This window comes from Mesorhizobium sp. M1217, from assembly GCF_040318275.1.
Classification (GTDB): Bacteria; Pseudomonadota; Alphaproteobacteria; order Rhizobiales; family Rhizobiaceae; genus Mesorhizobium.
Map to the genome: position 1 here is coordinate 138,059 of NZ_JAMYMA010000003.1, position 24,924 is coordinate 162,982.

Genomic DNA, 24,924 nt, shown 5'->3' on the forward strand with positions numbered 1-24,924 from the left:
GACACGGTTGTCCAGTTATCCCCCGGCAAGACGCGGCAGCAGGAATATCTCCGCCCCTTCCGGCAGTTCCTTCGACCAGGTGTCGCGATAGATCGTACCGTCGATAGCGACGGCGATGCCGCGATCGATGTAGGGCTCGAGGCCGGGATACTGCTCAGCCAGCTTCCTGAACAGCTCCCGAATATCCTTCGCCTCGATCTCGACCTTGTTCTTGCCTCCGGCGATCGCGCCGAGCGATCCCCAGAGCGTTACTTCAACCATCAGCCTTCCCGTTCCGCCTCGATCGCCGCCAGGATGCGCGGCGGCGACATCGGTATATGCGCCATGCGCACGCCGACCGCATTCGAGACTGCATTGGCGATCGCCGCCAGCGGCGGCACGATCGAGGTCTCGCCGACGCCGCGCACCCCGTAGGGATGGTTAGGGTTGGGGATCTCGAGGATCTGTGTGTCGATCATCGGCAGGTCCGAGCAGACCGGGATGCGGTAGTCCAGGAAGCCAGGGTTCTGCAGCCGCCCGTCCTTGCCGTAGATGTACTCTTCGTTGAGCGCCCAGCCGATGCCTTGCGCGGCACCCCCCTGGTACTGCCCCTCGACGTAGGTCGGATGCACCGCCTTGCCGGCGTCCTGAACGACGGTGTAGCGCAGCACTCTGGTGAAGCCGGTCTCCGGATCCACCTCGATATCGCAGATATGGGTGGCGAAGGAGACGCCGGCGCCGTCGGCGACGAGCTCGCTGTGGCCGGCGATCGGTCCGCCCGTCTTGCCCGACGCGGCCGCGATCTCCTTCAGCGACAGCGCAGCAAGGTTGCCGTACTTCTCGCCCCTAGCGATCGCGTGGCCCTTTTCCCAGACCACGTCGTCGACCGGGATGTCCCACGTCTGCGCGGCGCGATCCCGCAGGATCTTGATGGCGTTGCGGGCGGCGGAGATCGTCGCCATCGAAGACGAGAAGGTGCCGCGGCTGCCGTCCGTCATATCGTTGTAGCCGAGGCTGGAGGTATCGGCGACCACCGCCTTGACCTGCTCATAGGGGATACCGAGCTCCTCTGCCGCCACCAGCGAAAGCGAGGCGCGCGAGCCACCCACGTCAACGGTTCCGACGGCAAGCGAGACCGAACCGTCCATGCCGATGTTGAGGTCGGTGCAGGTCTGGCCGCCGAAGTTGAACCAGAAGCCGCAGGCCATGCCGCGGCCCTGGTTCTTGCCGAGCGGCGCCTTCATGTGCGGATGGCTCTTCGCCGCTTCCAGCGTCGGGCCGATGCCGATCGGGCCGTATACCGGGCCGTAAGACGATCTGGTGCCTTCCTGCGCCGCGTTCCTGATCCGGAACTCAACCGGGTCCATGCCGATCTCCTTGGCCAGCTCGTCGACCGCGCTTTCCACCGCAAACGCCGCCATCGGTGCCGACGGCGCGCGATAGGCCGCCGTCTTGGGCCGGTTGACCAGCACTTCGTAGCCGACCGTCCTGACGTTCTCGAGCTTGTAGCAGGCAAAGGCGGTCATGGCGCCGATCTCAGCCCACATGCCGGCATAGGGGCCGCAGGAATAGCGCAGCGTGGCCTCGGCCGCCGTGATCGTGCCGTCCTTACGGGCGCCGATCCTGACGTCGATCGAGGTGGCGCTAGTCGGGCCGGAGGCGCGGAACACCTCGTCGCGCGTCATGACCAGCTTGACCGGCCGGCCGGCTTTGCGCGACAGCGCCAGCGCCACCGGCTCGGCCCAGACATGGGTCTTGCCGCCGAAACCACCGCCGATCTCCGACGAGGTGACGCGCAGCTTCGAGGCCTCCATGCCAAGCAGCTGCGCGCAGTGCTGGCGATAGACGAAATGCCCTTGCGTGCAGACCCAAAGATCGGCGGTGCCGTCGGAGCTGACATTGGCCACGCAGGCATGCGGCTCGATATAACCCTGGTGCGTCTGCTCGGTCTTGAAGGAGCGTTCGACGACGAAATCGGCCTGGCCGAAACCTTCATGGATGTCGCCATGGCCGTACTGGGTGCGCTTGGTGACGTTGGAAGGCTTGACGGGCTTTTGCTCAAGGCCCTCGGTGAAGATGGCGTCGTTGAGCACGGGTGAGGAGTGCTTCATCGCCTCGTCGACGTCGGTGACATGCGGCAGCACCTCGTAGTCGACCTCGATCAGCTTCAGTGCCTGCCTCGCCGTGCGGGCATCGACTGCAGCGACCGCGGCCACAGCATGGCCGTCGTAGAGCGCTTTCTTGCGCGCCATGCAGTTGTCGAGGATGTCGTACATGGCGGCATCGCCGTCGGTGAGGTCGGGCAGGTCGGCCGCGGTGATCACCGCCTTGACGCCGGCGAGCTTCTCCGCCTTCGACGTGTCGATCTTCCTGATCGTGGCATGCGCATGGGGGCTTCTGAGAACGCGCCCGACCAGTTGCCCGGCCATGTTGAAGTCGGCGCCATAGCGTGCGCGGCCCGTCACCTTGTCGACGCCGTCGGGACGGATGGGACGCGTGCCGACAGAGGTGAAATTGCGTCCGGAGTAACGTGGATCGAAATTCATCGTCATGCTCCTTTCATCACGCTCGCGGCGTCCTGAACGGCACGCACGATCTTGTCATAGCCGGTGCAGCGGCAGAGGTTCCCGGCGAGGCCGAAGCGGATCTCCTCCTCGGTCGGATCGGGGTTCTTGGCCAAAAGGTCCTTGGCCGCCATGAGGAAGCCCGGCGTGCAGATGCCGCATTGAAGTGCGGCGTGTTCCAGGAATTTCTGCTGCAGCGGATGCAGCTTGTCGCCATGCGCCATGCCCTCGATGGTTTCGATGCGCCGGCCTTCAGCCTCCGCGCCGAGCACCAGGCACGAGCACACCAGCCGGTCGTCGAGAATGATGCTGCAGGCGCCGCAGTCGCCGGTGCCGCAGCCTTCCTTGGCGCCCGTCAGCCCCAGGCGATCGCGCAGGACATCGAGCAGCGTCTCGTCCGGCTGGCAAAGGTACTCGACATTGTCGCCATTGATTGTCGTTGATACTGCCACACCAGCCATTATTTGCCTCCTGCACGTGCATAGGCGGTCGTGGCGGCCCGCTTGGCCAGCACACCCGCAACTTTCCGTCTGAATTCGATAGTGCCTCGCTTGTCGTCGATCGGACGACAGGCCCCCGAGCAGACCTTGGCGAGCCTTTCCAGCGTGGCTTCGTCCAGCTTGGAGCCGATGAGAACCTCGGCGGCCTCCTCGACCAGAATCACCGTCGGCGCCACGGCGCCCAGCGCCAGGCGGGCGAATTTGACGCGACCTTGCTCATCGAGCATCAGGTTCACGCCGGCGCTTACCACGGCGATGTCCATCTCCGTGCGCGGAATGAAACGCAGATAGGCATCGCCCGAACGCGGCAGACGTTTGTCGAGCAGGATTGCCTCGATGATCTCGCCCTTGGTCAGCGACGTCTTGCCCGGCCCAGTCGGTACCGCTTCCACGGCAATCGTGCGCCTGGCTCCCGGGCCGACGACCACCGCCCTGGCGCCAGCGGCTACCAGCGCCGGCACGCTGTCGGCGGCCGGCGAGGCGTTGCACAGATTGCCGACGATGGTGCAGCGTCCCTGCACCTGCTTCGAGCCGATCAGCTTGGCCGCTTCGACGACGCCGGGCCATGCGTTCTTCAGGGCCTTGCTCTCGCCCAGCATGGCGCACGGGACCGCCGCGCCGATGCTGAAGCCCTCGGCTGTTTCCCTGATCTCGCCAAGCCCATCGATCGCCTTGATGTCGACGATCAGGTCGGGTTCGATAAAGCCGCCTTTCATTCTCACCAAGAGGTCGCTGCCTCCGGCAAGGATGGCGGCCGTGCCGGCTGAGCCGGCCAACAGGCCGGCGGCGTCTTCAATTGAAAGCGGACGTATGTAACGCATCGTCTCCCCTTAGTGGTCATAATCACATCAACTGATATAAACCGTCTCTCCACAATGGCCATCCCATTCGTACATTCGCGGATTGGGCCAGGCGCCGCAATTTTCATTTGCTCGTCCAACTGGACGCGCCGCCAGCCACTAATGCTCGATCGGTCCCTTCGGCATCACCAGCGCCGTGCCGGCTGTCGTCGGCCGCTCGATCATGCGGCGGACGCGGGGTGGCTCGTTGCCGCTGTGCAGGGCCCTTATGCGCTCGCCGATGACCGCGTCGGCGTAGGTGGCGCGCCTGTTGTGGCGGATATATTCGACCCAGGTTGGCGTGTGGTAGTGCTCGATCCATATCGAGGGATTTTCGAGATCGCGCGCCAATGTCCAGTTGCGGGCGCCGTCACGACGGCGGATGCGGCCGCGCTCGGCCATGGTGGCGAGGAATTCCGGCACGTCCTCGTTGCGGATCACGTATTCGATCATGATGGCGATGGGACCACTGCGCGGCTTCAGATCAAGTGCCAGATGCGGCTCCTGGAAGCGGTTGAGCGGATCGAGGTTGAGCACGGCCTGCTGCGGCAGCGGCAGCAGCAGGCCGATGGCGCCTCCCGCCAGCATCGCGACGCTGGCCGCCATCAGGGCGACTTCGGCGCCATGGGCGTCGGCAACCACGCCCCAGACCCAGCTGCCGAGCGCGATACCGCCGAAGGTTGCGGTCTGGTAGACCGAAAGCACGCGGCCGACCACCCAGCGCGGCGTCGACATCTGCACGGTGACATTGAAGTGCGAAAGCGCTGTCACCCAGCAGGCGCCGCCGACCAGCAAGCCGAGTGAGGTCTGCCAGGCATTCTCGCTGACGGCGGCATTGAAGGCGCAGAGCGCGAAACCGGCGAATGCCATGCGCACCATGGTTTCGCTGGACAGCAGCTGCCGCAGCCTGACGCTGGTCAGCGCGCCGCCGACGGCGCCGATGCCGAAGGCGCCGAGCATGATGCCGTAGCTCAAGGCGTCGCCCTTGACGACGTCGCGCGCGACCAGGGGAAGCAGTGCCAGGACCGCGCCGGCGCTGAAGCCGAAGGCCGAGCTCCTGACCAGCACCTTGCCGATATTGGGCGACATCGCGACGTAGCGCAGGCCAGCGCCCATCGCGGCGCCCAGCGTCTCGCGCGGCAAGGTCGATGCCGGCAGTTCCGGCCTCCAGCGGGCCAGCACGACGATGAGGCCGACATAGCTCAGCGTGTTGACGGCAAAGGCCGCGGCGGCGCCTGCGGCGGCAACGATGATGCCGCCGATCGCCGGGCCGACGCTGCGCGTCAGGTTGAAGCCCATCGAGTTGAGCGCGATCGCCGCCGGCACCTTGGGACGAGGCACCATGTCGCCGACCGAAGCCTGCCAGGACGGGCTGTTGAGCGCGGTGCCACTGTCGATCAGGAAGGTGAAGGCGAGCAGCGTCCACGGCGTCATCAGGTCGAGATAGGTGAAGACGGTGAGAAGAGCCGAGACGGCGAGCATGAAGATCTGCGCGATCAGCATGATTTTGCGCCGGTTGAAACTGTCGGCGATGGCGCCGGCCAGCAGCGCGAAGAGCATGATCGGCAAAGTGGTCGAGGCCTGGACCAATGCGACCTGGTAGGACGAGGTAGCGATCGTCGTCATCATCCAGGCGGCACCGACGCCCTGGATGAGGCCGCCGAAATTGGAGACGAGGCTGGCGGACCACACCGCCCGGAAGATGCCGTGCCGGAACGGCGCCAGCGCCGAGGCGCTTTCGCTTTCCGGTGTGTCCTCGTTCATCGATGCTTTCCCGGGCTCAAATGCGTTTGTTCTTGCGATGAATCGGCCCCTCAAGCCAAGGATTCAAAAAATAGAACATCACAGCGCAAAGGGCGAACGCATTCTCGAGAAAGATCATGGTCCAACAACAAGATAGCGAGCGCGGAGCCCGTCCGGGCGCGCCATAGCGGGCTCACTGCATGCCGTCCCTGACGATCTCCGCCACTTCGATCAAGCCTTCGAAATTGTCGGTGCGGCCCTGGCGGATGTCTTCGGTTTCGCGCAGCAGCCACAAACCGATCGAGATGAGATTGGCGCGCAGTTCCCTGGGCAGGGCGCTGTCGCCAGAGCGGAGATCTTCGACGAAGGCGGTCCAGACGCGACTGGTGAAATGCAGGGCCTCGGCCGCTTCCAGCGAATCACGGCCAATCATCACCGCCGCCAACAGCATGTCGATCGAACGGCTAAGAAGCTGCCGATGCCTGGCCCCGGCAGCGGTCTGCATTTCGGCTCGGGGGAATTGATACATCGTTGCTGCTCTACCGCTCCGTCGGCGTTGTCAGGTCAGGAAACTCAACAGATCGAGTTGCGAGATTTGATCCAGATGCTGGCATCGCCAGCTGCCGAATACGCATCACTTCACCAGGGACACCACCACGCGACGCCGCGCACAAAATCGCACCTGTTGCAGGGAGCGCGAATCCGGCTCCGGAATGGTTCCGGAACATGAGGTTTTGGTGGTCGCCGCGCCCCCCGAGGAACGGCTGATTCGGCTACAATCTAACCGTAGACGAATCCGACATCAAACGCGATTTGACTGAAACGAATTCCATCGGTCGAGGCGCTCCGAGGGTACATTTTCGAAGCGCCCGTGTGCTTTGCGGCGGTCGGATCCAACTGCAAGTGTGCCGTATCGGCAGTTCGTCGATTGCGATAGGCTCCTGCTGTCGGGACGGATGGGGCGTCTGTCTCGGTTTGGGGTAACGCCGGTTGCATGCCACTGCGCGACAGAGCGCGGATTCGTGAAACTGGCTTTGGGGAATTGGGGGAAACAATGGGCGATTCAATTCAGGAAATAACGTCCGTCTCGTGGTTCGGGCGGATCAAGCGCGCGGTCGGCGGGATCGTTTTCGGCTTGCTCTTGATCGTGCTGATGGTGATCGGCCTGTTCTGGAACGAGGGTCGCGCCGTGCAGACGGCGCGTTCGCTGGCCGAGGGGTCGGGCGCGGTGATCTCGGTTGGCGCCGATAGCATCGATGCTGGCAATGACGGCAAGCTTGTCCATGTCACCGGGGCGGTGACGGCGAGGAGCGGCCTTGCCGATCCGGACTTTGGCATTTCGGCGCAAGGATTGCGGCTGTCGCGCAGCGCCGAGATGTACCAGTGGAAAGAAGAACAGAAATCCGAGACGACGAATAAGCTTGGTGGCGGCGAGGAGACGGTGACGACCTACAGCTATTCGAAAGTGTGGGACGACAGCCAGATCAACTCGTCGGAGTTCAAGAAGCCGGACGGCCATGAGAATCCGCCGATGGAGATCCACAGCACGAGGTTCCAGATCCCGGACGGCAAGCTCGGTGCCTTCACGCTCGACCGGCCGGTGCTGGACCTGATCGGCGGCGACAAGGAGTTTTCACTGTCACCGGACCAGTCGGCTACCATCGATGCCGCCTACACCGGCACCAAGCGGGTCAACATCGTCGACGGAAAGATCTATCTCGGCTTCAACACCACGTCGCCGGCGCTGGGCGACTATCGCATTGGCTACGAGCTGGCGCCGCTCGGCCTGGTCAGCGTCGTCGCGCGCCAGGCAGCGGGCGGGCTCGAACCCTACCAGACAAAGGCCGGCGACCAGTTGCTGATGGTCGACATCGGCAATGTGCCGGCGGAAAAGATGTTCGCCGACGCGGTCAGCCAGAACACGCTTATCACCTGGCTGCTGCGCGCCGCCGGCCTGCTGCTGTTGGCCATCGGCTTTGCCCTGCTGCTCAGCCCGATTGGCGTCGTCCTCGACATTATTCCTTTGCTCGGCAGCGTGGCGCGGATGGGCACCGGCATCATTGCCTTTTTCCTGGCGATCCTGGTCGGCACGACGACGATGGCGATCGCCTGGTTCTGGTACCGGCCGGTGCTGGCGGCAGGCATCCTGGCCGCCGGCGTCATCGCGGCGGCGGCGGTCTATTATCTTGGCCGCTCGCGCGGGCAGGCCGCACCGCTTGCCACGCCGAGCGCCGCTACATGATTGCAGGCACCGGCGGCACTTCTAGCGGTCCTCGAAGCCGGTCAGCACGCCGACGGCGTTGACGCCGATCTCCTCGACGGCGTAGCCGCCTTCCATGACGAACAGCGTCGGCAGGCCGAGCCTGGCGATGCGGCGGCCGATTCTGGGATAGTTTTCCGTTTTCAGCTTGAACTGGCTGATCGGGTCCTTCTCGAAAGTGTCGACGCCGAGTGAAACCACGACGACGTCAGGAGCATAAGCCGAAAGCCTCGTGCAGGCCTCCTCGAGTGAGGCGTTCCACACGTCCCAGCCGGTGCCGAAGGGCATCGGATAATTGTCGTTGAAGCCTTCGCCGTCGCCCTCGCCGCGTTCGTCGGCATGGCCGAGAAAGAACGGATATTCGGTCATCGGATCGCCATGCAGGTTCAGCACCTGCACGTCGCCGCGGCGATAGAATATCTCCTGGGTGCCGTTGCCGTGGTGATAGTCGATGTCGAGGATCGAAACGCGCCCGGCGCCATGGTCGCGAAACCTTTGCGCGACGACGGCGGCGTTGTTGATGAAGCAATAGCCGCCCATGAAGGCCGCCCCTGCATGGTGCCCCGGCGGGCGGCACAGCGCGAAGGCGGAAGGCTCACCGGCCTTGACCAGCGCGGCGGCTGTCAGCGCGACATCATAGGACGACTTGATAGCGTCCCATGTGCCTTTGACAAAAGTCGCGCCGCCGTCGAAGGAGTAGAAGCCGAGCAACGCATCGATGCCTTTCGGGCGCACGTCGCCGCGCAGGCCGCGCGTCGGCCAGGTGAAGGGAATGGCCGAACCGGTGCGGCCCGACGCTTCCCAGAGCGGCCACACGGTCGGCAGGAAATCGATGTAGTCGCTGGCATGAACCTTCTTGGCGGCGGCGAGGTCGTGACTCTCCGGTGACAGGATCGGACCGAGCTTTTCGCTCTCCACCCGCGCCCTGATGAACTCGGCGCGCGAGGGCTTTTCAAAAGCCGGCACGATGGCGCCGGCGATCAGTTCGACATTGCCGGAATGGCCGGCATGGAGAGGCGAAAAAACAGTCTTCATGAAATCTTTCCGTGGTGAGACGCGGCGACCCTAACCGTCCTGCATGGCCCTTCACAAGGCGCTGGGCCAACCAGCCATGGCTTGCTGGCACGGCAGCCGGTCGTCTAGCCTGCCGGCAGCGCAACCAAACCGTGGGAAATCATGAGTTCAAATGCCGACCTGATCGTCACCAATGCCCGCGTGCTGACCATGGATGAAGGCAATCCGACGGCCGAAGCGGTGGCGATAAAGGACGGCAACATCCTGGCGGTTGGCGATCGCCGGACGATCGAGGCGCTGAAAGGGCCGGCCACGAAGGTCATCGATGCGCAAGGCGGGTCGGTGGTGCCGGGCTTTATCGAAGCGCATATGCATCTTTTCGGCGGCGCGGCCGAACTCGACAATCTGCACCTTCAGGGCGTGCATGGCTTCGATGCGCTGAGCGACGCGATCCGCGCCTACGCGGCGGCACGGCCGAACGCCAAATTGCTGCTGGGGGCCGGCGTCGACTACACTATCCTTTCCAAGGAAGAGCCGGTCACCCGCCATCATCTCGATCGCATCATCGCCGACCGGCCGTTCGCGATGTCGGCTTCCGATCACCACACGATGTGGGCCAACACAAAGGCGCTGGAACTGGCTGGCATCCTGCACGGCAAGCAACTCGGTCCCGGCAACGAGATCGTCATGGGAGCGGATGGCCTGGCGGCGGGCGAATTGCGCGAGGGCGAGGCGTTCGGGCCGATCCTCGAGCTTTCCGGGCAGAACCGCGTGCGGCTCGGCCTTGCGACAGGCGGCGAGCCCGAGCCGTACCCTTCCGCCGCCGAAGTCGCTGCCGATCGCGACCTGATGCATCGCGGGTTGGAATGGTGCGCCCGCCACGGCATCACCTCGATCCAGAACATGGACGGCAATTTTTACCAGCTCCAGCTGCTAGCCGGGCTGGAACAGGAAGGGCGGCTGCTCTGCCGCACCAAGATACCTTTTCATTTCAAGAATTTCATGACGCTCGACGTGCTGGAAAAGGCATCGAGCATGGCCAACTCCTACCAATCGGAATGGCTGTCGTCCGGCATGGTCAAGATGTTTTACGACGGCGTGCTGGAAGGCTGGACCGCGGTCATGGTCGACGACTATGCCGACCGGCCGGGCTGGCGCGGTGAGCCGCTGTTTACGCCCGAGCATTTCGCCGAGGTGGCGCTGGAGGCCGACCGGCGCGGCCTGCAGATCGCCGTGCATTCGATCGGCGACGGCGCGGTGCGCGCGGTTCTCGACGGTTACGAGGCGGCGCAGCGGAAGAACGGCAGGCGCGACAGCCGGCACCGGGTCGAGCACATCGAGGTCACCACTGCCGCCGACGTGCCGCGCTTCGCCGAACTCGGCGTCGTCGCCTCGATGCAGCCGCCGCACCCGCCCGGCGCCATGGACTTCCCGCTGGAGCCGACGCTTTCGCGCATCGGCCGCGAAAGATGGCCGCTGAGCTATGCCTGGCGGACACTGAAACAGGCGGGCGCGCATGTCGTCTTCGCTTCCGACTGGCCGGTGTCGCGGGTCGACCCGATCCTGGGCATTCAGGCGGCGGTGCTGCGCAAGCCTTGGGCAGAGGGCGATCCAGACCAGAGCTTCTCGCTGATCGAGGCGCTTGCCGGTTATACGGTCGAAGGTGCCTATGCCGAATTCATGGAACACCGCAAAGGCCGGCTGAAACCAGGCTATCTGGCCGATCTGGTGGTGCTGTCGGCCGATATCGAGGCAACTGAACCGGGTTTGCTACACAAGGTGCATCCGGTCAGCACCATCTGCGGCGGCAAGATCACTTACCAGGGTTGATGATGACGCTGACGATGGCACGGAGCTTGCATTCTGAACCGAGGTCCAGATGCATGGTTGCCAAGCCGACCGGCATATGCTGACAATCGAATGGGAACTGGATCCGCCATCAAGAGCGGACATGAAAATGGGGTAATGCGTGCCGGATCAACCGGGTAAGAGTGCAATCGAGGTCCGCGGCGTCCGCAAGGTGTTCGGTACCGGGGACGCCCAAGTCGCCGCTCTCGACACGGTTTCGGTGTCGATCCGCGAGAACGAGTTCTTCACGCTGCTGGGGCCGTCGGGCTGCGGAAAGACGACGCTGCTGCGGCTGATCGCCGGCTTCGATTTTCCCAGCGAAGGCGAAATCCTGCTGCACGGGCACGACATCGCGCCGCTACCGCCGTTCAAGCGGCCAGTCAACACCGTGTTCCAGTCCTACGCGCTGTTCCCGCACATGACCGTGGCCGAGAATATCGGCTTCGGCCTGGAGATGCTGGGCAAGCCGAAGACCGAAATCAAGGCGCGCGTCGCCGAGATGCTGAAGCTGGTCAAGATGGAGGCGCTGAGTGCCCGCCGCACCAGCCAGATCTCCGGCGGCCAGCAGCAGCGCGTGGCACTGGCGCGCGCGCTGGCACCGCAGCCAAAAGTGCTGTTGCTCGACGAGCCGTTGTCGGCACTCGACTACAAGCTGCGCAAGGAAATGCAGATCGAACTGAAACGGCTGCAGCACCAGACCGGCATCACCTTCATCTTCGTCACCCATGACCAGGAAGAAGCGCTGACCATGTCGGACCGCATCGCGGTGATGTCGGCCGGCAAGATCCTGCAGGTCGGCACGCCGCGCGATATTTACGACCGGCCGGCCGAGCGCTTCGTTGCCGACTTCATTGGCGAAACCAATTTCCTCAAGGGCACTGTCGTGTCGAAGAAATCCGGTATCGCGATGGTGAAGATCGCCTCCGAAGCGACGGTGGCGGCGGGATTTCCGGAAAACTTCGACCCTTCCGGCGCGGTGACTGTTGTGGTGCGGCCGGAACACGCCGATCTCGTCGCCGATGCCGCCAAGGGCATGGTCTCGGGAACCCTGGCAAATGTCGTCTATTTCGGCACCGACACCCACTATCACGTGAAGCTCGACGGCGGCGACGATTTCATCGTGCGCCACCAGAACAGCCGCTCGGGCGCCGTCTCATTCGAGCCGGGCGCCAAGGTCGGTGTCGTGTTCGAGGACGATGGCGCGCGCATTTTGAGGGATTGATGGCAGTCACGTTTTCCAAGGCGGCGGTATTCGAAGCGGAGGCGGAGAAAGCCACTGCAAGGCGCCACCGCCTGCTTTCGCTACCGGCTTTGGTAATCATCGGCATCTTCGGCGTGCTGCCGCTTCTCATCATCCTCATCTATTCATTTCTCGCCGCAGCACCCTATGGCGGGGTGCAGTGGAAGTTCTCGACAGACGCCTATCTGAACTTCCTGTTCCAGCGCGATATTTTCGACGACACGCTGCAGTTCACGCCGGATTTCCTGATCATCTATTTGCGCTCGTTTCTGTTTGCCGTGGTGACGACGATCATCTGCCTGCTGCTCGGCTTTCCGACCGCCTATTTCATGGCGACGCGACCGCCGGCGCAGCGCAACTGGTGGGTGCTGCTGATGACCATCCCATTCTGGTCGAACCTTCTGGTGCGCACGCTCGCCATCATGTTCATCATCCGCGACGAAGGCCTCATCAACAACGCGCTGATGGCACTGGGGGTGATCGAGAAGCCGATCACCATGCTCTACACCAACTTCGCCATCCAGCTCGGCCTGCTCTATTCGTTCCTGCCGTTCATGGTGCTGCCGCTCTATTCCAGCCTGGAGAAGCTGGATTTCCGGCTGGTCGAGGCCGCCTACGACCTCTACGCGACACGTCGGCAGGTGCTGTGGCGCGTGATCATCCCGCTGTCGCGGCCCGGCATCATCGCCGGCTGCCTGCTGGTCTTCATTCCGGCCCTCGGCGCTTATGTGACGCCGCTGATCCTGGGCGGCGGCATCCATCTGATGATCGGCGATCTCATCGCCCAGCAGTTCGGTTCCGGGCGCAATTGGCCGCTCGGTTGCGCGCAGGCGCTGATCCTGATGGCCGCGGTGCTGGTGGCGCTCTACTTCTATGTCCGCAACACGTCGGGGAAGATGGCGCATGGCTGACCCCCGCAGTGCCGATATCAAGGACCAGCCGGGGTTCCGCTCGATCGCCATCATCTGCCTCTGCGTGCTCTACGCGCCGATCCTGATCCTGATGATCTTTTCGCTGAATACAGGGTCTCTGGTGACGCGTTGGGAGGGCATCGGGTTCGGCTGGTATGGCAGTGCGCTGTTCAACCAGGAATTCCACAACGCCGCCAAGAACACGCTGATCATCTCTGTCACCGCCACGATCGTTTCGACGATCGCCGCGACGCTGGCGGCAATCGGCATGACCCGGGTGAAGCCGTGGCGCGGGCTGTCGGCCGCCTTCATGGTCATCAACCTGCCGCTGATGGTTCCGGAAATCATCACAGCGGTGGCGACGCTCTCTTTCTTTGCGCTGATCGCGGGCACTTTCGGGCTCAATTTCGGCATCGGAAATCTGATCCTCGCCCACACCGTTTTTTGCATTCCATTCGCCTATATGCCGATCCGGGCGCGGCTCGAGGACATGGACCTGACGCTCGAAGCTGCGGCGGCCGACCTCTATGCCACGCCGTGGCATGCTTTCAGGCGCATAACGCTGCCATTGCTGGTTCCCGGCATCCTGTCAGGTGGGGCGCTCGCCTTTATCGTCTCCTTCGACGATTTCACCATCACGCAGCTGGTCGCCGGCCCCGGGCAGACGACGCTGCCCCTCTACATCTGGAACCAGATCAGGCGGCCAATGACGCCGGAGATAAATGCCATCTCCACCATCCTGCTGCTGGTTTCGATCCTGTTCGTCTCAATCTCGTTCCTGATCGCGCGCCGACGCGCCAAGTAAATTATAGGCCAGTGAATCAATGCGAAGGCAAAGGAGAGTGTGATGTCTAGGAAAATGATGGCTGCCGTGTCGACGGCGGCGCTTTTATGGGCGGTGCCTGCGCTCGCCGACGGTGAGCTGCACATCTACAATTGGGGTGACTACACCAACCCGAAGCTGATCGAAAAATTCGAAAAACAGTACAACGTCAAAGTGACGCTGGACGACTACGATTCGAATGAGACGATGCTGTCGAAGGTACGCGCCGGCAATTCCGGCTATGACATCGTCGTCCCTTCCGACTACACCGTGAAGATCATGATCGATGAGGGCCTGCTCGAAAAGACCGAGCCCAATGCGATGCCGAACGGCAAGAACCTCGACCCGCGCTTCGTCGACATCTACTGGGACAATGGCCGTCACTACACCGTCCCGTGGCAATTCGGCACCACTGCGTTCGAAGTCAACACCGACAAATACAAGGGCGACATCGACACGCTGGCGATCCTGTTCGATCCGCCAGACGAGTTGAAGGGCCAGATCAACATGCTCGACGATGTCAACACTGTGATGCATGCGGCCGAGCGCTATGCCGGCGTGCCGCGCTGCGGCGCCGACAAGGCCAATCTGAAGAAGGTCAACGACATACTGATGGCCGCCAAGCCGTCATGGAAGACCTTCAGCTACGACACCATCACCAAGATCACCTCCGGCGACGTGATCGTTACCGAGGCTTGGAATGGCGCAACCTATCGTGCGCGCCAGAAAATCCCGGCGATCAAATATGCCTATCCCAAGGAAGGCATCGAAGGCTGGATGGACAATGTCGCCGTGTTGAAGGGCGCCAAGAATCTCGAAAACGCCAAGCTGTTCCAGGATTTCGTCATGGCTCCGGAAAACGCGGCGCTGATTTCGGAATTCGCCGGCTACGACAACGGCATTGCCGGCAGTCACAAGTTCCTGCCGCCCGATTTCGCCAGCGCGCCGGAAATCAATCCGCCGGCCGATGCACCGGCGGCGGAATTCGTACCGCCTTGCCCACCGGAAGTGGTCGAGATCTACAACAAGATCTGGACCAATTTGCGCAAGTAGCCTTGCTCTAGGATCAGACTGAAGGGAGGCTTCGGCCTCCCTTCCTTGCGCAAGGGGGTTGGATGAAATCTTACCGCAACAGCGAACCGGCGCCGCCGATCATGCAGGGTTCGCCGCCGCAGATGGTTCCGCCGAAGCTCGACTGGGACCGGCCGCCATGGAACCGATGGGCGTTCCAGCATATCCGCGAAATTCTGCCGACCGTCGAAGTCTGGCGCGGCAACGGCCATCGCCACAGGCTGGACCGGGCCGAGGTCGATTTCGATGCGCTGCCGGTGAGCGACAGCACGGGTAAGGCGACGACGCTGGCCGGGCTGCTCGACGAGACCTACACCGACGGGTTCCTCGTGCTCAAGGACGGCAAGGTCGCCTATGAGCGCTACTTCAACGGCATGACCGAGCGCACGCTGCATCTGTCGCAGTCGATGGCGAAGTCGGTCACCGCATCGGTGTTCGGCATACTGGTCGGACGCGGGCTGATCGATCCGGCTTTGCCGGTGACGACCTATCTGCCGGAGCTGGAGGCGACCGGCTGGGCAGGCGCCAGTGTGCAGCATGCGCTCGACATGACGAGCGGGGTGAGCTTTTCCGAGGAATACACCGATCCCTATTCGGACATCGGCCAGGTCGATGTCGCCACCGGCTGGAAGCCGGTGCCGCCGGACAGCGATCCGGCCTTCCGCTGGCCGTCGCACATGTTCGAGCTGATCCTGGGGCTTAAGGAAAAGAGCCGACGGCACGGCGCTGCCTTCGAATACCGCTCGATCGAGACCGACGTGCTTGCCTTCATCATGGAACGGGTGAGCGGCAAGCGCCTGGCGCAGCTGGTCTCGGAAGAGCTCTGGCAAAAGCTCGGCGCGGATGAAAGTGCCTGCTTCACCGTTGACAGCGCCGGTTATGCAGTTGCCGACGGGGGCTTCAACGCCACGCTGCGCGACTATGGCCGCTTCGGCCAGCTGATCCTCGACAATGGCGGCGGCGTCGTGCCGGCCGACTGGATCGAGGCGACGCGCAATGGCAGGCATGGACCGGACTTCAGTCCCAGCCTGCCGGAAGGCAGCTACCGCAACCAGTTCTGGATCGAGGACCCGCGCTCGCGGGCACTGATGTGCCGGGGCGTGTTCGGGCAGCTGATCCATATCGACTGGAACATGAAAATGGTCGTGGTGAAGCTTTCGAGCTATCCGGATTTTACCAACGTCGCCTATTCGGTGGCGACTTTGAAAGCCGTGCACGCGATCGCCGCGGCGCTCGCCTAGAACGCCAAGACCGAAGGAAGCGCCATGGCCGGCAAGACCGCGTTCGAAACCAGATATGGCTTTGCCCGAAACCAGGTGCTGCTCGGCAATTGGCGGGAAAGCCCGTTCAGCCGGTGGTCGTTCCAGAATGCCGGCGAGCTGGTGCCGAGCGCTGCCGTGGCGGCAAAGCCGGGCAGCAGCGAGGCGCCGGCGCGGGATTTCGGCGAGCTACTTGGTGAAAAGGTCGCTCTTGCAGGCGGCGCGGAGACTGTCGCAGCTTTTCTCAAGCGCTCCGATACCGACGCGCTGACGATCATGAAAAGCGGCAAATTCGTTGGCGACTGGTTCGCACCGCATATGGAATTCGGGGCGCGCCACATCGTCTTTTCGATCAGCAAGTCGCTGACCGCGATTGTTGCCGGGATATTGGCAGGCGAGGGGATTTTCGATCCGCAGGCTCCGGTAAGCCGCTATCTGCCCGAAGCTGCCGGCTCGGCCTATGGCGATGCGAGTGTGCGGCACGTGCTCGACATGAGTGTCAGCCTCGACTTCGAAGAGGCCTATCTCGATCCGGAAAGCGCCTTCGCCCGCTATCGCCGCGCCATGCTGTGGAATCCAGGCGGGGGCACCGAGAGCCTGGCCACTTTCCTCATGACGCTGCAGGGCCTGGCCGAGCCGCATGGCCGGACGTTCCGCTACCGTTCGCCCAATTCCGACCTGCTCGGCATCCTGCTCGAACGTGCGTCGGGCCGGCGCTTCGCCGATCTGATGCGCGAGAAATTATGGGAGCCGCTCGGCGCTGTCAGCGAAGCTTCGGTAACCGTGGACATGGAAGGCACGGCGCGTACGGCCGGCGGCATTTCGGTGACGCCGCGCGACCTCGCCCGGGTCGGCGAGATGATGCGGCAAGGCGGCATGGCCAATGGCTGCCGTATCGTGCCGGAGAGCTGGGTGCGCGACACGACCGAAACTGGCGGTGACGCCGAGGCTTGGCAACGCGGCACGATGGCGTTCCTGTTTCCGCGTGGCCGCTATCGCAACAAATGGTACCAGACGGGCGCGGCAAGCGGCGCCTTCTGCGGCATCGGCATCCACGGCCAGTGGCTTTACGTCAGTCCGAAGGCCGAAATGGTAATCGCAAAGATGTCGTCGCAGCCGGTACCGGTCGACGATCCGCTCGATCTGGATATTCTTTCTTTCTTCGAGGCGCTGAGCCGGATGGTCTGATCCGATCCAGACAGCCGCGCCTTTCCTGTGGACCTCTCGCCGGGTTGAAAATGGCGCGGTTGGCGCATCGGTGCTCTGCGCCTATGGTCGCGTCTCTTTTCGACAAACAGCAGGATCGACATGGCATCCGACATCAAGCGCATCGCAACCATCATAGCCGCCGAGATCGGCGCCCGGCCCGAACAGGCCGCGGCGGCGATCGGCTTGCTCGACGACGGTGCGACCGTGCCGTTCGTTGCCCGCTACCGCAAGGAGGTCACCGGCGGCCTCGACGACACGCAGTTGCGCGACCTCGCCGAGCGGCTCGCCTATCTGCGCGAGCTCGACGCGCGCCGCGACACCATCGTTGGTTCGATCCGCGAGCAGGGCAAGCTAACGGAAGAGCTTGAGGCAAAGATCGCTGCGGCCATCACAAAGGCCGAGCTCGAAGACATCTACCTGCCTTACAAGCCGAAGCGCCGGACCAAGGCCGAGATCGCACGCGAGCGCGGACTGGGACCGCTGGCGGAAACTATCCTGGCCGATCGTGCGGCCGTGCCGGCCGAGCTGGCGCTGGCCTACATCAGCGAAGACGTGGTCGATACCAAGGCAGCGCTCGAGGGAGCGCGCGATATCCTGTCCGAACAGTTCGCCGAGAATGCCGACCTGGTCGGCAAGCTGCGTGCCTACATGAAGGAACGCGCCTTCCTGCGCTCGCGCGTCATCGACGGCAAGCAGGAGGCCGGCGCGAAATTCTCCGACTATTTCGACCATGTCGAGCGCTGGGCCAACGTGCCGAGCCATCGCGCGCTGGCCATGCTGCGTGGCCGCAACGAGGAGGTGCTGTCGCTCGACATCGAGGTCGATGCCGACGATGTGTCACCGGTGAAACCGGTCGAGCGGATGATCGCCGACGCCTACGCCATCGGCCGCCAGTTGCCAGGCGACCGCTGGCTGATGGAGGTCGCCGGCTGGACCTGGCGCATAAAGCTGTCGCTGCACCTGACGCTCGATCTGATGCGGGACTTGCGCGAGCGGGCCGAGGAGGAAGCAATCCATGTCTTCGCCCGCAATCTCAAGGATTTGCTGCTTGCCGCGCCCGCCGGCTCACGGCCGACGATGGGCCTCGATCCGGGCATCCGCACCGGGGTCAAAGTGGCGGTGGTGGACGGCACCGGCAAGGTTCTGGCGACGACGACGGTCTATCCGTTCCCGCCGAAGAACGATGTCCGCGGCACGCAGGCCGAACTGGCGAAGCTCATCCGGCTGCACAAGGTCGAGCTGATTTCGATCGGCAACGGCACCGGCAGCCGCGAGACCGAAAGGCTGGTGGCCGACATGCTGGCTGATATGCCGGCCGGGTCCGGGCCGAAGCCGCTCAAGGTGATCGTCAGCGAGGCCGGCGCCTCGGTCTATTCGGCGTCGGCAACGGCGGCGGCGGAATTTCCCGGCCTCGACGTGTCGCTGCGCGGGGCGGTGTCGATCGCGCGGCGCCTGCAGGATCCGCTCGCCGAACTGGTCAAGATCGAGCCGAAGTCGATAGGCGTCGGCCAGTATCAGCACGATGTCGACCAGTACCGGCTCGGCCGCTCGCTGGAAGCGGTGGTCGAGGATGCGGTCAACGCCGTCGGGGTCGATCTCAACACGGCGTCGGCGCCGCTTCTGGCGCGGGTTTCGGGTCTCGGCACATCGCTGGCCGAAGCGATCGTTGCGCATCGCGATGCCTCCGGCCCGTTCGCCAGCCGCCGCGAACTGTTGAAGGTGGCGCGGCTCGGACCCCGCGCGTTCGAGCAATGCGCCGGCTTCCTGCGCATTCCCAATGGTAGCGAACCGCTCGATGCCTCAGCCGTGCATCCGGAGGCCTATGGCGTGGCGAAAAAGATCGTCGCCGCCTGCGGGCGCGACCTCCGCTCGCTGATGGGCGACAGCGCCGCACTCAAGGCGCTCGATCCGCGCGTCTTCGTCGATGAACGCTTCGGCCTGCCGACGGTGCGCGACATCCTGTCGGAGCTGGAAAAGCCCGGCCGCGATCCGCGCCCCGGCTTCAAGACCGCGACCTTTGCCGACGGCATCGACGACATCAAGGATCTGAAGCCCGGCATGCAGCTTGAAGGCACCGTCACCAATGTCGCGGCCTTCGGTGCCTTCGTCGATATCGGCGTGCACCAGGACGGATTGGTGCACGTCTCGCAACTGGCGGATCGGTTCGTCAAGGACGCGCACGAGGTGGTCAGGGCCGGCGACGTGGTCAAGGTGCGCGTCGTCGACGTCGACATCAAGCGCAAGCGTATCGGTCTGTCGATGCGCAAGGACGGCGACAGCGCCGCCCCGAAGCCGCGCGACAATGGCAGCAGGCCGGTACCGCGCGCCCGCGCCCCAACGCCAGCCGGAGCGGCCGACGCAGCAGGGCGCGTTCGGCGCCGCTCTGGCCGATGCGTTGAAGCGCAAGTAATTTCGCGAGCCGGGCTGCGCCGCCAGGCCAGAAGGCGGCGCTCGACATAGATGATCCATCACCAATGCTCATGGATCGGCGAAGCTATTTCGTTTGATTTTTTCAGGACGGGAGCCGATAAGCCGCGCGTTTCAAGATTTCTGTTTCGATGCATGTCGTTATCTCCAAGCTGCCGAACACCCTCGGGTCAGGCCCGCGGGCAAGCTTTGGGCGACATGCATGAGTTTGGGAGACCGAGAGCCATGGCCGCCGATAAGAACGCATTCGTCTGGGATGATCCTTTCCTGATTGAGGACCAGCTTTCGGAGGACGAGCGCATGGTGCGCGATGGCGCCGCGGCGTTTGCCGCCGACAAGCTCGCTCCGAAGATCGAGGAAGCCTATCTCGAGGAGAAGACCGACGCCGGGATCTTTCGCGAAATGGGCGAGGCCGGTCTGCTCGGCATCACCATTCCCGAGGAATATGGCGGGCTCGGCGCCAACTACGTCACCTACGGGCTGGTGGCCCGTGAGGTCGAACGCGTCGATTCCGGCTATCGCTCGATGATGAGTGTGCAGTCGTCGCTGGTGATGTATCCGATCCATGCCTATGGCTCGGAAGAACAGCGCAGGAAATACCTGCCGAAGCTGGCGTCGGGCGAATGGATCGGCTGCTTTGGCCTGACCGAGCCGGATGCCGGTTCCGACCCGGGCGGCATGAAGACGCGGGCCGAAAAGACTGCGAACGGCTACAGGATCTCCGGTTCGAAGATGTGGATTTCCAACGCGCCGATCGCCGACGTTTTCGTCGTCTGGGCAAAATCGGCCGCGCATGACAACGAGATTCGCGGCTTTGTCCTGGAAAAGGGCATGAACGGGCTGTCGGCGCCGAAGATCGGCGGCAAACTGTCGCTGCGAGCGTCGATCACCGGCGAAGTGGTGATGGAAGGCGTCGAGGTCGGCGAGGATGCGCTGCTGCCCAATGTATCGGGCTTGAAGGGGCCGTTCGGCTGCCTCAACCGGGCGCGCTACGGCATCTCCTGGGGCGCCATGGGCGCGGCGGAGGATTGCTGGCACCGCGCCCGCCAGTATGGCCTCGACCGCAAGCAGTTCGGCAAGCCGCTGGCCGGCACGCAGCTTTTCCAGAAGAAGCTCGCCGACATGCAGACCGAGATCGCGCTCGGCCTGCAGGGCAGCCTGCGCGTCGGGCGGCTGATGGATGAAGGCAAGATGGCGCCGGAGATGATCTCGCTCGTCAAGCGCAACAATTGCGGCAAGGCGCTCGACATCGCCCGCCAGGCCCGCGACATGCATGGCGGCAATGGCATCCAGATCGGCTACCACGTCATGCGCCACGCCCAGAACCTGGAAACCGTCAACACCTACGAGGGCACGCATGACGTGCATGCGCTGATCCTCGGACGGGCGCAGACCGGGTTGCAGGCGTTCTTTTAGCATTGGCAGATGTCCTCCGCTTCCAGGACGCCACTGCTTCGCATCTCCCCTCGCAAAGCGGGAGATCGGCAATTTTTGCCGACGGTGCCACATTTTGTTCTTGCTTTGTGCCGGCAGCTATGCTACTAATTTGGCTATGGTGCTACTTGGCACCGACGACCCGCCCACCGAGGCGGGTTTTCTTTTCAGCTCTTTTGGACCAAGCGTCGCGCGGGTTGCCGATCATCGATATCGGCGGGACAGTGCCCGGTGCTGACCCACCGGCCTTCGGCTCTGCAGCGTTGCAACGTCTGCCGCCACGCTGCGGAATCCCAGGGTCGGCGCCCCGTTTGTGAGGCTGTGAAGGCTGCTTAATTTAGGTGCAGCGCAACATCTCTGCTTGGAGAATGGTCAGCATTCGTGTCAGGGTTCAGCGAACTCCTTTTGAAACGCCGACTTCAGGGGCACCATGGCAATTCTGGCAGCCGTCTATCACCTGACCCACTACAAATACGACCGGCCGGTCGTATTGGGCCCGCAAGTCATAAGGTTGCAGCCTGCGCCGCATTCCCGCACCAAGGTGCTCAGCCATTCGCTGAAGGTCGGGCCGGCAAACCACTTCGTCAATCTGCAGCAGGACCCTTACGGCAATTTCCTTGCCCGCTTCGTCTTCCCCGAGCCGGTAGCGGAATTGAAGATCGAGGTCGATCTCGTTGCCGACATGACGGTCTACAATCCGTTCGATTTCTTCGTCGAACCGTCGGCCGAGACGTTTCCGTTCGAATACCCGGAAGAGATCAGGGACGATCTGACCATCTACCGGACGCCGGAACCGGCAGGGCCACTGTTGCAGGCGTTCCTCAAAACCATCGACCGCAGTGCGACCAATACCGTCAATTTTGTCGTCGACCTCAATGCGCGGCTGCAGCGCGAGATCGCCTATATCGTGCGTATGGAAACCGGCGTCTTCTCGCCCGAGGAAACGCTGGCCGCCGGCAAGGGATCGTGCCGGGATTCCAGCTGGCTCCTGGTGCAGATACTGAGGAACCTCGGCATCGCCGCGCGCTTCGTCTCTGGCTATCTGATCCAGCTCAAACCCGACCTCGTCGCGCTCGACGGACCGCCCGGCACGGCGACCGATTTCACTGACCTCCATGCCTGGTGCGAGGTCTATCTGCCGGGCGCCGGCTGGATCGGCTTCGACCCGACCTCCGGCCTGCTCACCGGCGAAAGCCATGTGCCGCTCGCGGCAACGCCGCATTTCCGCAATGCCGCGCCGATCTCCGGCATGGCGAGCTTCGCCAATGTCGAATTCGGCTTCGACATGCGGGTCGACCGCATCGCCGAGCATCCGCGCATCACCAAGCCGTTCTCCGACGAGAGCTGGCAGGCGCTCGACGCGCTGGGCGTCGAGGTCGATGCAGCACTCCAGGCCGGCGACGTGCGGCTGACCATGGGCGGCGAGCCGACCTTCGTCTCAATCGACGATTTCGAGGCGGCCGAGTGGAACACCGCCGCCGTCGGGCCAACAAAACGCGAAAAGGCCGATGCGCTGATCCGCCGGCTGCGCGAACGCTTCGCGCCGGGCGGCTTCCTGCATTACGGACAGGGCAAATGGTACCCCGGCGAAAGCCTGCCGCGCTGGACGTTCTCGCTTTACTGGCGCACCGACGGCGAGCCGGTGTGGAGCGATCCGTCACTGATCGCACATGAAAAGAGCGAGGCGGATGTCGGACCGAAGCAGGCCGAGAGCCTGCTGACCGCGATTGCCGACGAACTCGGCATCGACAAGACGATGGTCAGCGAAGCCTATGAGGATCCGGCCGAATGGCTGCTCAAGGAAGGCAAGCTGCCGGACAATGTCGATCCCTCCAATTCGAAGCTGGAGGACCCGGAGGAGCGCAGCCGCATGGCGCGGGTGTTCGAACGCGGGCTGACCAAGCCGTCGGGCTACGTGCTGCCCGTCCAGCGCTGGAACAGCCAGGCTTCCGGACCGCGCTGGCGCTCGGAGAAGTGGAAGACGCGGCGCGGCAGGCTGTTCCTGGTGCCCGGCGATTCGCCGGTCGGCTACCGCCTGCCGCTCGGCACGCTGCCTTATGTGCCGCCGGCGCAGTTCCCCTATATCGTACCGGTCGATCCATCGCTGCCGCGCGGACCATTGCCGGCGCGTGAGGCGATCTTGCCCGGTGCTGCTTCTTCGCCCGCTCCGGCCGAACTGGAAGGCGCCGACGAAATGGCGCGACGCCAGCAGGCGGTCTCCTTCACGGCCGTTACCGGCCAGCAAGACCGCGTCGAACAGGAGATTACCGAGATCGGCGGCGCCGTGCGCACAGCGCTTTCGGTCGAGCCGCGCGACGGACGGCTTTGTGTGTTCATGCCGCCGGTCGAGGCGCTGGAGGATTATCTCGAACTGGTCGCGGCGGCGGAGAACGCGGCAAGGGCTATCGGCCTGCCGGTGCATATCGAGGGCTACGGCCCGCCGCACGATCCGCGCCTCAATGTCATCCGTGTCGCACCCGATCCCGGCGTCATCGAGGTCAATATCCACCCCGCCGCGAATTGGCAGGATTGCGTGGCGACGACCACGGCGATCTACGAAGAGGCGCGGCAGACGCGGCTTGGCGCCGACAAGTTCATGATCGACGGCCGTCACACCGGCACCGGCGGCGGCAACCACGTCGTCGTCGGCGGTGCCACGCCCAATGACAGTCCGTTCCTGCGCCGCCCCGACCTGTTGAAGAGCCTGGTGCTGCAATGGCAGCGGCATCCGTCGCTATCCTATCTGTTCTCCGGCCTGTTCATCGGCCCGACCAGCCAGGCGCCGCGCTTCGACGAGGCACGACACGATTCGCTCTACGAACTCGAGATCGCGATGGCGCAGGTGCCGCATCCGGACAAGGGCGCGGCACCCCTGCCGTGGCTGGTCGACCGGCTGTTCCGCAACCTCCTGACCGACGTGACGGGCAATACGCATCGCTCCGAAATCTGTATCGACAAGCTGTTTTCGCCGGACGGGCCGACCGGCCGGCTGGGGCTGGTCGAATTCCGCGGCTTCGAGATGCCGCCCAACGCGCGCATGAGCCTGGCGCAGCAATTGCTGGTGCGCGCCATCATCGCCCGGGCCTGGAAGAACCCGCTCGACGGCCGCTTCGTACGCTGGGGCACCTCGCTGCACGACCGTTTCATGCTGCCGCATTATGTCTGGGCGGATTTTCTCGATGTGCTGGACGACCTCAAGCTGAACGGCTTTGCGTTCCGTCCGGAATGGTTCGACGCCCAGCTCGAATTCCGCTTTCCGTTCTGCGGCGAGGTCCAGCATGCCGGCATCAAGCTGGAGCTCAGGCAAGCACTGGAGCCTTGGCATGTGATGGGCGAGCAAGGCGCGATCGGCGGCACGGTGCGCTTTGTCGATTCCTCCGTCGAACGGCTGCAGGTGAAGACCGAGGGGCTCAACCCGGAACGTCACGCCGTCGTCTGCAACGGCCGCCGGGTGCCGATGAAGGTGACCGACAACCGCGAGATCGCGGTGGCCGGCGTTCGCTTCAAGGCCTGGCAGCCGGCGTCGGGCCTGCATCCGGCGCTGCCGGTCAACACGCCGCTGGTCTTCGATATCTATGACCGCTGGTCGGGCCGCGCGGTTGGCGGTTGCGTCTACCATGTGGCACATCCCGGCGGGCGCAGCTACGACACGTTCCCGGTCAACGGCAATGAAGCGGAGGCGCGGCGGCTCGCCCGCTTCGAGCCGCGTGGCCATACTCCGTCCGGCTATGTGCTGCGCAACGAAGAAGTCTCTGAAGATTTCCCGATGACCCTTGACCTTCGGCGGCCGCAAAGACTCTGAT

The 24,924-nt window shown here is 63.8% G+C and carries 17 protein-coding genes and 1 pseudogene; 11 read left to right on the plus strand and 7 right to left on the minus strand.

Annotated elements, in window-relative coordinates:
- Nucleotides 1-15: 15 nt before the first annotated feature.
- From NKH37_RS05880 to flaF, 6 genes are all read right to left on the minus strand, one after another.
- A complete protein-coding gene (locus NKH37_RS05880) occupies nucleotides 16-261 on the minus strand; it encodes a MoaD/ThiS family protein (RefSeq protein WP_352845597.1) in 246 nt (81 codons plus the stop codon).
- The gene (locus tag NKH37_RS05885; protein ID WP_352481977.1) at nucleotides 261-2,525 is read right to left on the minus strand and encodes a xanthine dehydrogenase family protein molybdopterin-binding subunit; all 2,265 of its coding nucleotides are present in this window, start codon (nucleotides 2,523-2,525) and stop codon (nucleotides 261-263) included. The genes NKH37_RS05880 and NKH37_RS05885 overlap by 1 nt, the downstream gene beginning before the upstream one ends.
- Nucleotides 2,526-2,527: 2 nt before the next feature.
- Nucleotides 2,528-3,004, minus strand: a complete 477-nt coding sequence (locus tag NKH37_RS05890; RefSeq protein ID WP_023720228.1) for a (2Fe-2S)-binding protein — start codon at nucleotides 3,002-3,004, stop codon at nucleotides 2,528-2,530.
- Complete coding sequence (locus NKH37_RS05895; protein WP_353004756.1) at nucleotides 3,004-3,864, minus strand: FAD binding domain-containing protein; 861 nt, start codon at nucleotides 3,862-3,864, stop codon at nucleotides 3,004-3,006. The genes NKH37_RS05890 and NKH37_RS05895 overlap by 1 nt, the downstream gene beginning before the upstream one ends.
- Nucleotides 3,865-4,002: 138 nt before the next feature.
- Nucleotides 4,003-5,646, minus strand: a complete 1,644-nt coding sequence (locus NKH37_RS05900; RefSeq protein WP_352909169.1) for an MFS transporter — start codon at nucleotides 5,644-5,646, stop codon at nucleotides 4,003-4,005.
- A gap of 172 nt (nucleotides 5,647-5,818) precedes the next feature.
- Nucleotides 5,819-6,154, minus strand: a complete 336-nt coding sequence (gene flaF, locus NKH37_RS05905) for a flagellar biosynthesis regulator FlaF (RefSeq protein ID WP_352909171.1) — start codon at nucleotides 6,152-6,154, stop codon at nucleotides 5,819-5,821.
- A 525-nt stretch (nucleotides 6,155-6,679) separates the two neighbouring features.
- Between flaF and NKH37_RS05910 the strand changes: the two genes are divergently transcribed.
- Nucleotides 6,680-7,867, plus strand: coding sequence for a TMEM43 family protein (locus NKH37_RS05910; RefSeq protein WP_352787868.1), 1,188 nt, complete (start codon nucleotides 6,680-6,682; stop codon nucleotides 7,865-7,867).
- Nucleotides 7,868-7,888: 21 nt separating this feature from the next.
- On the opposite strand, the gene NKH37_RS05915 is transcribed toward NKH37_RS05910, so the two are convergent.
- Nucleotides 7,889-8,920, minus strand: coding sequence for a histone deacetylase family protein (locus tag NKH37_RS05915; RefSeq protein WP_352481981.1), 1,032 nt, complete (start codon nucleotides 8,918-8,920; stop codon nucleotides 7,889-7,891).
- Between the two features lie 141 nt (nucleotides 8,921-9,061).
- Between NKH37_RS05915 and NKH37_RS05920 the strand changes: the two genes are divergently transcribed.
- From NKH37_RS05920 to NKH37_RS05965, 10 genes and pseudogenes are all read left to right on the plus strand, one after another.
- Nucleotides 9,062-10,729 carry an amidohydrolase gene (locus NKH37_RS05920; RefSeq protein ID WP_353004758.1) on the plus strand — a complete coding sequence of 556 codons (1,668 nt, stop codon included), beginning with the start codon at nucleotides 9,062-9,064 and terminating at the stop codon, nucleotides 10,727-10,729.
- A gap of 139 nt (nucleotides 10,730-10,868) precedes the next feature.
- Nucleotides 10,869-11,969: an ABC transporter ATP-binding protein gene (locus NKH37_RS05925; protein WP_352590638.1), complete on the plus strand. Its 1,101-nt coding sequence runs from the start codon at nucleotides 10,869-10,871 to the stop codon at nucleotides 11,967-11,969.
- Nucleotides 11,969-12,898 carry an ABC transporter permease gene (locus NKH37_RS05930; protein WP_352590641.1) on the plus strand — a complete coding sequence of 310 codons (930 nt, stop codon included), beginning with the start codon at nucleotides 11,969-11,971 and terminating at the stop codon, nucleotides 12,896-12,898. Before NKH37_RS05925 ends, NKH37_RS05930 begins: the two co-directional genes overlap by 1 nt.
- Nucleotides 12,891-13,703, plus strand: a complete 813-nt coding sequence (locus NKH37_RS05935) for an ABC transporter permease (RefSeq protein ID WP_352590644.1) — start codon at nucleotides 12,891-12,893, stop codon at nucleotides 13,701-13,703. The genes NKH37_RS05930 and NKH37_RS05935 overlap by 8 nt, the downstream gene beginning before the upstream one ends.
- Nucleotides 13,704-13,745: 42 nt before the next feature.
- On the plus strand, nucleotides 13,746-14,774 hold the full coding sequence (locus NKH37_RS05940; protein WP_352590647.1) for an extracellular solute-binding protein: 1,029 nt from the start codon (nucleotides 13,746-13,748) through the stop codon (nucleotides 14,772-14,774).
- 62 nt (nucleotides 14,775-14,836) lie between these two features.
- The gene (locus NKH37_RS05945; protein ID WP_353004759.1) at nucleotides 14,837-16,033 is read left to right on the plus strand and encodes a serine hydrolase domain-containing protein; all 1,197 of its coding nucleotides are present in this window, start codon (nucleotides 14,837-14,839) and stop codon (nucleotides 16,031-16,033) included.
- Nucleotides 16,034-16,057: 24 nt separating this feature from the next.
- Nucleotides 16,058-17,239, plus strand: a complete 1,182-nt coding sequence (locus NKH37_RS05950) for a serine hydrolase domain-containing protein (protein ID WP_353004761.1) — start codon at nucleotides 16,058-16,060, stop codon at nucleotides 17,237-17,239.
- A 120-nt stretch (nucleotides 17,240-17,359) separates the two neighbouring features.
- A pseudogene (locus NKH37_RS05955) lies at nucleotides 17,360-19,670 on the plus strand (Tex family protein).
- A 242-nt stretch (nucleotides 19,671-19,912) separates the two neighbouring features.
- Entirely contained in the window at nucleotides 19,913-21,103 is a 1,191-nt protein-coding gene (locus NKH37_RS05960) for an acyl-CoA dehydrogenase (RefSeq protein ID WP_353004764.1), read from the plus strand.
- Between the two features lie 448 nt (nucleotides 21,104-21,551).
- Nucleotides 21,552-24,923 carry a transglutaminase family protein gene (locus tag NKH37_RS05965; RefSeq protein ID WP_353004766.1) on the plus strand — a complete coding sequence of 1,124 codons (3,372 nt, stop codon included), beginning with the start codon at nucleotides 21,552-21,554 and terminating at the stop codon, nucleotides 24,921-24,923.
- Nucleotide 24,924 lies beyond the last annotated feature (1 nt).